Source organism: uncultured Methanobrevibacter sp. (assembly GCF_937906425.1).
Lineage (GTDB): Archaea > Methanobacteriota > Methanobacteria > Methanobacteriales > Methanobacteriaceae > Methanobrevibacter.
The window spans coordinates 1-7,613 of sequence record NZ_CALCYR010000225.1 but is presented as its reverse complement, the minus strand read 5'-3'; the positions used below and the strand labels follow the sequence as shown (position 1 = coordinate 7,613).

Annotated in this window: 6 protein-coding genes; 5 read left to right on the top strand and 1 reads right to left on the bottom strand. The window is 29.3% G+C overall.

Annotation, left to right across the window (positions count from 1 at the left end; genetic code table 11):
* Positions 1-500 precede the first annotated feature (500 nt).
* From Q0138_RS06490 to Q0138_RS06475, 4 genes are all read left to right on the top strand, one after another.
* Positions 501-908 carry a translation initiation factor IF-2 subunit beta gene (locus Q0138_RS06490; protein ID WP_012955392.1) on the top strand — a complete coding sequence of 136 codons (408 nt, stop codon included), beginning with the start codon at positions 501-503 and terminating at the stop codon, positions 906-908.
* Between the two features lie 302 nt (positions 909-1,210).
* Positions 1,211-2,260, top strand: a complete 1,050-nt coding sequence (locus Q0138_RS06485) for a 60S ribosomal export protein NMD3 (protein WP_297982244.1) — start codon at positions 1,211-1,213, stop codon at positions 2,258-2,260.
* A 121-nt stretch (positions 2,261-2,381) separates the two neighbouring features.
* Positions 2,382-3,344 carry a tyrosine--tRNA ligase gene (locus Q0138_RS06480; protein WP_297982242.1) on the top strand — a complete coding sequence of 321 codons (963 nt, stop codon included), beginning with the start codon at positions 2,382-2,384 and terminating at the stop codon, positions 3,342-3,344.
* Between the two features lie 42 nt (positions 3,345-3,386).
* Positions 3,387-3,590, top strand: coding sequence for a hypothetical protein (locus tag Q0138_RS06475; protein WP_297982239.1), 204 nt, complete (start codon positions 3,387-3,389; stop codon positions 3,588-3,590).
* Between the two features lie 251 nt (positions 3,591-3,841).
* Here the strand turns inward: Q0138_RS06475 and tmk are convergent, their stop codons facing one another.
* Entirely contained in the window at positions 3,842-4,432 is a 591-nt protein-coding gene (tmk, locus tag Q0138_RS06470; RefSeq protein ID WP_297982236.1) for a dTMP kinase, read from the bottom strand.
* A gap of 422 nt (positions 4,433-4,854) precedes the next feature.
* Between tmk and Q0138_RS06465 the strand changes: the two genes are divergently transcribed.
* Positions 4,855-7,491: a U32 family peptidase gene (locus Q0138_RS06465; protein WP_297982234.1), complete on the top strand. Its 2,637-nt coding sequence runs from the start codon at positions 4,855-4,857 to the stop codon at positions 7,489-7,491.
* Positions 7,492-7,613: the final 122 nt, after the last annotated feature.

Below are 7,613 nucleotides of genomic sequence, written 5' to 3'. Positions count from 1 at the left end.
ATTCTCTTTTTACTTTTTAAATTAAATTTACTTTTTTATTCTCTTTTTACTTTTTAAATTAACTTGTTACTAATTCAGTTCATTTCCACGAATTTTAAACCATTATTTTACAATATTATTCTTTCTCACAAATTTTTAAACCCATCATTTACTATTTATAATTCCTTTCTCACAAATTTTTAAACCCATCATTTACTATTTATAATTCCTTTCTCACGAATTTTAAACCCTTCCTTTACTATTTATAATTCATTTTTTATACTGTTTTTTTATATTAAAGATAAACTTTTTATAAAATCATTACATTAATAAATAATAAAACATATAATTTATAATAATATAATTCGATAACTATTTTTAAATTTATTATATTAATTATATTGATTTAAAAATTTTATAACAAATAAAAAAAACATGTTATAAAATTTAATTCATTAAGATTTAAAAAATCTTATTTAATTTACTCAAACTGATTTATTAATTATTCACAAGGTGATAAAATGGATGACTATGAAAATTTATTAAACAGAGCTATAGACCAGTTACCTCCTGAAGTATTTGAAACAAAAAGATTTGAACCTGTTAAAGCTTACTCTGTTATTCAAGGTAATAGAACCTTTATTCAAAATTTCAAAGATGTGGCTGATTCCTTAAACAGAGACCCGCAACACATCTTAAAATACTTGCTCAGAGAATTAGGTACTGCAGGTAACTTGGAAGGAGTTAGAGCAATCTTACAAGGTAAATTCAATCATTTCCTTATTAATGAAAGAATTGACGAATATATTGAAAAATACGTTATCTGTCATGAATGTAACAGACCGGATACCAAGATTATAAGAGAAGACAGAATTTTCATCTTAAAATGTGCAGCATGTGGTGCAAAAGCTCCATTAAAACCATTATAAATTCTTTCTTTTTTTATTTTAAACAAAATTAATAAAATTATTAAAATTATTAAAATTATTAAAATTATTAAAATTAATAAACCCTTAATTTACAAAATTAAAGATTTCTTAAATTGATAAATAAAAATAAGCCTTTTAAGAAAAAAAAAACAAAATTTCTTAAATTGATAAATAAAAATAAGCCTTTTAAGAAAAAAACAATATTCTCTTAAATATAGTCTTAAAATTAATTTAAAGAAAATCTTTAAAATTTTCTTTTTATTTTTAAAAAATTTCAAAATTATTTTTATAGAGTGTTCCAAATGTTTTGTCCAGAATGTGGTGCTACAGATGTTGAAATGATTGATAACATTTGTAAAAACTGTTTTTTAAAAAAGTTTCAACTTATGACAATACCTGAAAACATAACAGTTACTGTTTGTAGCCACTGCAATGCCAAATTGGAAGAGGGAAAATGGAAAGACGAATATCTTCCAGATGAAGAGATAATCTATAGGGCTTTGGAGAGAAACATTAGCCTAAGTGATTTGGCTGAAAATGAAGAGATTGAACTTGAAATTGACCAAATGAGAGGAACAATTGCTGAATGTTATGTTGAAGCGGTTGCAACAGTTTTAGGAGAGGAAATAGTTGAAACCCACACTCCAGACGTTAAAATAAATCATTCAGTATGTCCTGATTGCAGTAAAAAAGCTGCAGGATATTATGAAGCAGTTATCCAATTACGTGCAGACAAAAGGGACCTGGATGAAAAGGAAATTGAAACATCTGAAGAGATAATCTATAGAACCCTTAAAAAACAGATGAAAAAGGACAAATTGGCCTATATCCCCCAAGTTGCAAAACTAAAGGAGGGAAATGACTATTATATAGGATCCTACAAGACTGCAAAAAAACTTGTCGAACATCTCAAGGACGAACTTGGAGCAATCGTAAAAGAGTCTCCCCGTTTAATAAGCGAAGACAAGAATACTGGAAAGGGATTATACAGAATCTGGATTTCAGTAAGACTTCCAAACTTCCAAAAAGGGGAATTCATAAAATATAATGATGGAATCTATAAGATAATTTCAATTGATGGAAAAAGAATTCAAATATTGAATTTGGACACTATGGAAAAGACTGCATTAAAATGGAGAGAATATGACTCCATAGAAAAAATGGCAGACACAAAAGACATTCAAAAGGTCATTATCACAGCAAAAAGTCCAAAAAGCATTCAAGTTTTAGATCCGGAAGACTACAGTCCAGTTGATTTGGAAATGAATGAAAATCTTCAAGACTGCAATATTGGAGAGGAAATCGACTGTATAAAAATAAATGGAAAGATTTATTTAATCAATCAAGATTAAACTCCAAAATAAAAACTAAAAAACAAATAAAACGAATAAAAATTTTATTATCAAATTACTAAACAAAAAAAAATGATTTAAAATTATAATTATCAAATTACTAAACGAAGAAAGTGATTTTATGAATATAGAAGAAAAAATCGAATTAATCCAAGAAGGAACATTAGAAATCATCGAAGTAGACGAATTAAAAGAAAAACTTGAAAAAGAGAACCCTATCGCATATACAGGTTATGAACCTTCTGGAAAAATTCATTTGGGACATGCAGTTACCATCATGAAACTTAAACAGTTGCAAAAATTAGGATTTAAGATAAAAATACTGCTTGCTGATTACCACGCTTTCCTAAATGGAAAAGGAACTGTTGAAGAAATTGCAGAAACTGCAGAATACAATAAAAAATGTTTCCAAGGTCTTGGTCTTGCAGATGATACCGAATATATTTACGGATCAACTTTCCAAACAGAAAGCGACTACACAAATGACGTTTATCAATTAGCTACAATCACTACCTTAAAAAGAGCAAAAAGAAGTATGGATCAAGTCAGCAGACACGATGACAACCCTAAAGTAGCAAGTGTGGTTTATCCCCTTATGCAAACTGCAGACATGGCTGCCTTAGAGGTGGATATTGCTTTAGGCGGCATGGAACAAAGAAAAATCCAAATGTTGGCTAGAGAAAGCTTGCCAAGAATAGGCAAGGAAGCTCCTGTATGTATCCACACCCCTTTAATTCATGGACTTGACGGAGATGCGAAAATGTCCTCAAGCAAGGGAAACTACATTGCTGTTGACGATGAACCTGAAGTAATCAGCGAAAAAATAAGAAAAAGCTACTGCCCTCAAGGAGAACTTGAAGACAATCCTATTCTGGAAATTGCAGACCACTTCGTTTTCACAAATCAAGACACATTATTGATTGAAAGACCTGAAAAATTTGGTGGTAACCTTGAATTAACTAAAGATGAATTGTATAAACTGTTTGGTGAAGGAAACTTACACCCAATGGATTTAAAAAATGCAATTACAGCTTACTTAATTGACTTCTTGAAACCTGTAAGGGACTTTATGGCAGAAAACTAAATAAAATTATAATCATGAATTAATTATAAATTAGGTGATAAAATGGAAGATGAACCAATTTATGAAATGAAACTTACTAATGGAATTGGAGAGCAAATGCTTGCACATGTTTATGAAGAATTCAATGTTGAATTGAAACAAACTGAATTTGGACCAAAACTTTTAGGAACAAAAGAGGAACTTGAAAAGGCACAAGCATACCTTACAAAATTAATGAAAGAAAGATTAGCAGAATTAGAAAGATAATTCTACTAATTTTATTTTATTTTTAAAAAATAGTTTTAAAGTATGTTTTTTGATTGAAAAAATAATTAAAAATAAACTATAACTTAAAAAAATAAAAAAAGTGAAAAAATAAAAATAAAATAAATAAATAAAAATAAAATAAATAAATAAATAAAAATAAAAAAATAAAAAATAAAAATAGAAAAAATAAATAAAAATAAAAAATAGAAAAAATAAGTAAAAACTTGTCTAAGATAAGAAAATTCTTTTTTTTATAAAATACAATCTTTACAAATGTCAAATAATGGAGCTACAGCTTTTTTTATGTCTGAAGAGACTTTATTAGGCCCATTATTAGCATCAACAATTACAAAATTATCATTTTCACTTGCTAATTTTAGATAATTTTCCTTAACTCCAGTCAGAAACTCCTCATTTTCAAATTCATCAGTTCCTTCAGTTCGGGCAACAGACTTTTTAACATCCAAATCTAAAAGAAGAACCATATCAGGTTCTTTAGCATATTTATTTAATTCCTTAATCCATTCCTGAGGCTCCTGATATACCAAACTGGAATAAAAGGACCTATCACTAATAACAACAGTATTATTAGCTTCAAGCTCTTCAATCCTATCCATTAAAATAAGACGGTCCGCTGCAAACAAAAGGCCTAAAGTCTTTTGCATAGTTTCACTTGTAGCATCTGAACGAGTTAATAATTTACGAATAAGTCTTCCAACTTCCAAATCAGTAGGTTCAACAATTGTTTCTACTTTTAAGCCATTATCTTCCAACCATTCTTTTAAATAAGTGATTTGAGTTGATTTTCCTGCACCATCTATTCCTTCCAATACAATATACATAAAATAAGATTTATTTTTAAAATATATAATTTTAATTAATTTTTTAGAAAATCCAGACCAATAAAATTTAAGAAATTTTTAAATTAAAAAAAACAAAATTTAAAAAATTTTAAATTAAAAAAAACAAAATTTTAAGAAATTTTTAAATTAAAAAAAACATGATTTTAAGAAATTTTTAAATTAAAAAAATGAACTGTATTTTTTCCAATTATAAAAATATGTATATAATAAAATTAACATAATTATAAATTGTTAGACAATTACAAAATAAAAATTCAATATTAAGATACGATTGTAGAAATATATAAAATACAATCTGCAAAAAGAGAAGATAAAAAATTATAATGAATTATTCATCAAAATAAGTAAGATTGAAAAAATTATTATTCATCGATATAAAATTAAAAAAGGAGATTATTTTAATGACTTTACCTGAATTATTGGCCCCTGCAGGAAATTATGACATTCTAGTTACTGCAGTCAATGCAGGAGCTGATGCAGTTTACATTTCCGGAGAGCGATTTGGAGCAAGGGCATTTGCAAAGAACTTTACACTTGAGGAGATAGAAAAAAGTGTTGAATATGCCCATTTGAATGGAGTTAAAATACATGTTACAGTCAATACGCTCATAAACAACTTTGAAATTGTTGAAGTAGTCAAATACCTCTTCAAACTTTATAAAATAGGCGTTGATGCAGTTATCGTACAGGATCTTGGAATTATTGAACTTATCAAAAATCTTATCCCAGACCTTGAAGTGCATGCCTCAACACAAATGACCCTAAGTGACTATGACTGTGTCCTATGGGCTGTTGAGAACAATATTTCAAGAATAGTCTTTCCACGTGAGCTGAATGTGGAAAAGATAAGGGAAATTTCCCAAAAACTTAAGGATTCCAATTTAAACATGGAACTTGAAGTCTTTGGACATGGGGCATTATGCTACTGCTTTAGCGGAAACTGTTACATCTCATCATACAACAGCGGAAGAAGTGGAAATAGGGGAGCCTGTGCACAGCCTTGCCGTAAGCAATACAAACTTAAATACAAGAATTACAATGTTGGAAACGGCTATCTTCTCTCTACACATGACTTGGCTGTCTTTAATGGTCTTGACCAAATTGAAGATGCAGGAGTATTCTCCCTAAAGCTTGAAGGACGGATGAAATCTGCAGATTATGTAGGAACAATAGTTAATGCATACAGACACCTCATTGACAATGTGGAAATGGAAAAAGAGGAAAGTGATGAAGAGGAACTTAAGAAAATAAAGGCTGAAAATGATGAATACAAAAAGGAATTGTCCCTCGTATTCAACAGAAAGTTTACAGACGGATACATTCTTAATCAAAAACCAGGACAGGTCTTGGGAAGGGAAAGCTCTGGACATGAAGGGGTTTACATTGGAAAAATCATTGAAAAAGAGGGAGAGATCATTACAATCTCCAAGGAAAACAAGGATTTTTCAATAAATCTTGACTTGGGAGACGGTATCGGCTTTAAATACAAGGATAAAATCAAGGGAATTTACATCGATAATATCATAGAACAAAATGAGGAATACATAAAGCTTGAAACTACAAGAAATGTTAGGGTTGGAGACAAGGTTCTCTTAAGCTTTTCAAAATCAACCCATGATTACCTTAAGCAATTCCACAATGAAAAAATCAATCCCCATATCCCATTGAGCCTTGACATTAGATTAAATGATGACTTAAGCCTAAACATCAATGTAAAATTCAAGATTGAGGAAAAGGGAATAAACAATGAAAATAGGATTGAAAACTTCAATTTCAGATACATATCCGAATCAAAATTTGAAAAGGCTCAAAAAAGGCCTATAAGTGTTGAGGATATTGAAAAGCAATTTTCAAAAACAGGTTCAACCCCATTCTATATTGAAAACTTAAGCATAAATGAATTGCCGGATGACTTATTCATTCCAATTGGAAAATTGAATAAAATAAGAAGGACAATACTTGACAAAGCCACTGAACTCTACCTTAATTACTTCAAGGCAGACAAAAGGGAAATCAGAAAAACAAATAAAAGGATTAATCAGTTCATAAGGGAATATGAATCATATAATGAGATTCCCCTTAGAAATGAGAAATTAAATCTTTCAATAATGCTTGAAAACCTTGACCTTATCGACATGGTGTCAAAGCTTCCTATCCACAAGTATTTCTTCGACCCATCCTTTTTATATACAAATCCTGAAGAATACTTTGACAATGTAAAAGACCTATTGAGGGAAGCATACAAGAGGATAAACCATGGAAAATCCAAGGATGAAATAGAGAAAGAGGAAAAACTTGTCTGGGTCTTATCTTCATTTATAAGTGATGAGGAAATTGAAAGGGCAAGGAAAATCCTTGATGAACTTGAAGAGGAAAATATAATCATTCCAATCATGTATGACACTCCAGGAATCAGGAAAAGCTTTAAAAATGATGTTTATGGAAATCACAACCTCAATGTTTGGAACAGCTACAATCTGAAAAACCTGGAAAAATCAGGTTTTAAAAGCATTATATTATCATCTGAGCTTTCACATAAGGAAATTAGGGAAATGGTTTGCAAATATAAATTCATAAGGGATGAAAATAAAGAGAATATGGATTTGAATATCATAGTTCAAGGAAATCTGGAAGTCATGAGCAGCAAGGATGACTTTTCAAACCTTAACGAAGGAAGGGACTTTATAATTAGAGACTCTTCAGATTATGCAATCCTTGAAGATCAAAAGAGAAAGAAATTCAAGTATAAGGTGGTCTTTGACTACAACAGACACAGTCATTTCATAAACAAGGACTGCTTATGTCTTATAAATGAAATTGAGACAATCAAGGACACAGGAATCGATTCAGTGATTATTGACTCCAGATTCTCAAGCCCGAAATACAGTTCAACAGTCGTTTCCCTTTATTCACAGGCATTGAAAGAGGACAACACATATGATTTGGAACTTTTAAAGGACCAAATAAGGAACATGACCTTATCAAGAATAAATAGAGGAAACTTCATAAATGGAAGACTTCATGAAAAAGAGTGTTAAAAAAAGATTTTAAAATTTCAAGGATTAAAAAAATTTAAAATTTAAAAAAACATAACAAAAAAAATAAAAAAAATAAAAATTTAAAATTTAAAATTTAAAAAAACATAACAAAAAAAATAAAA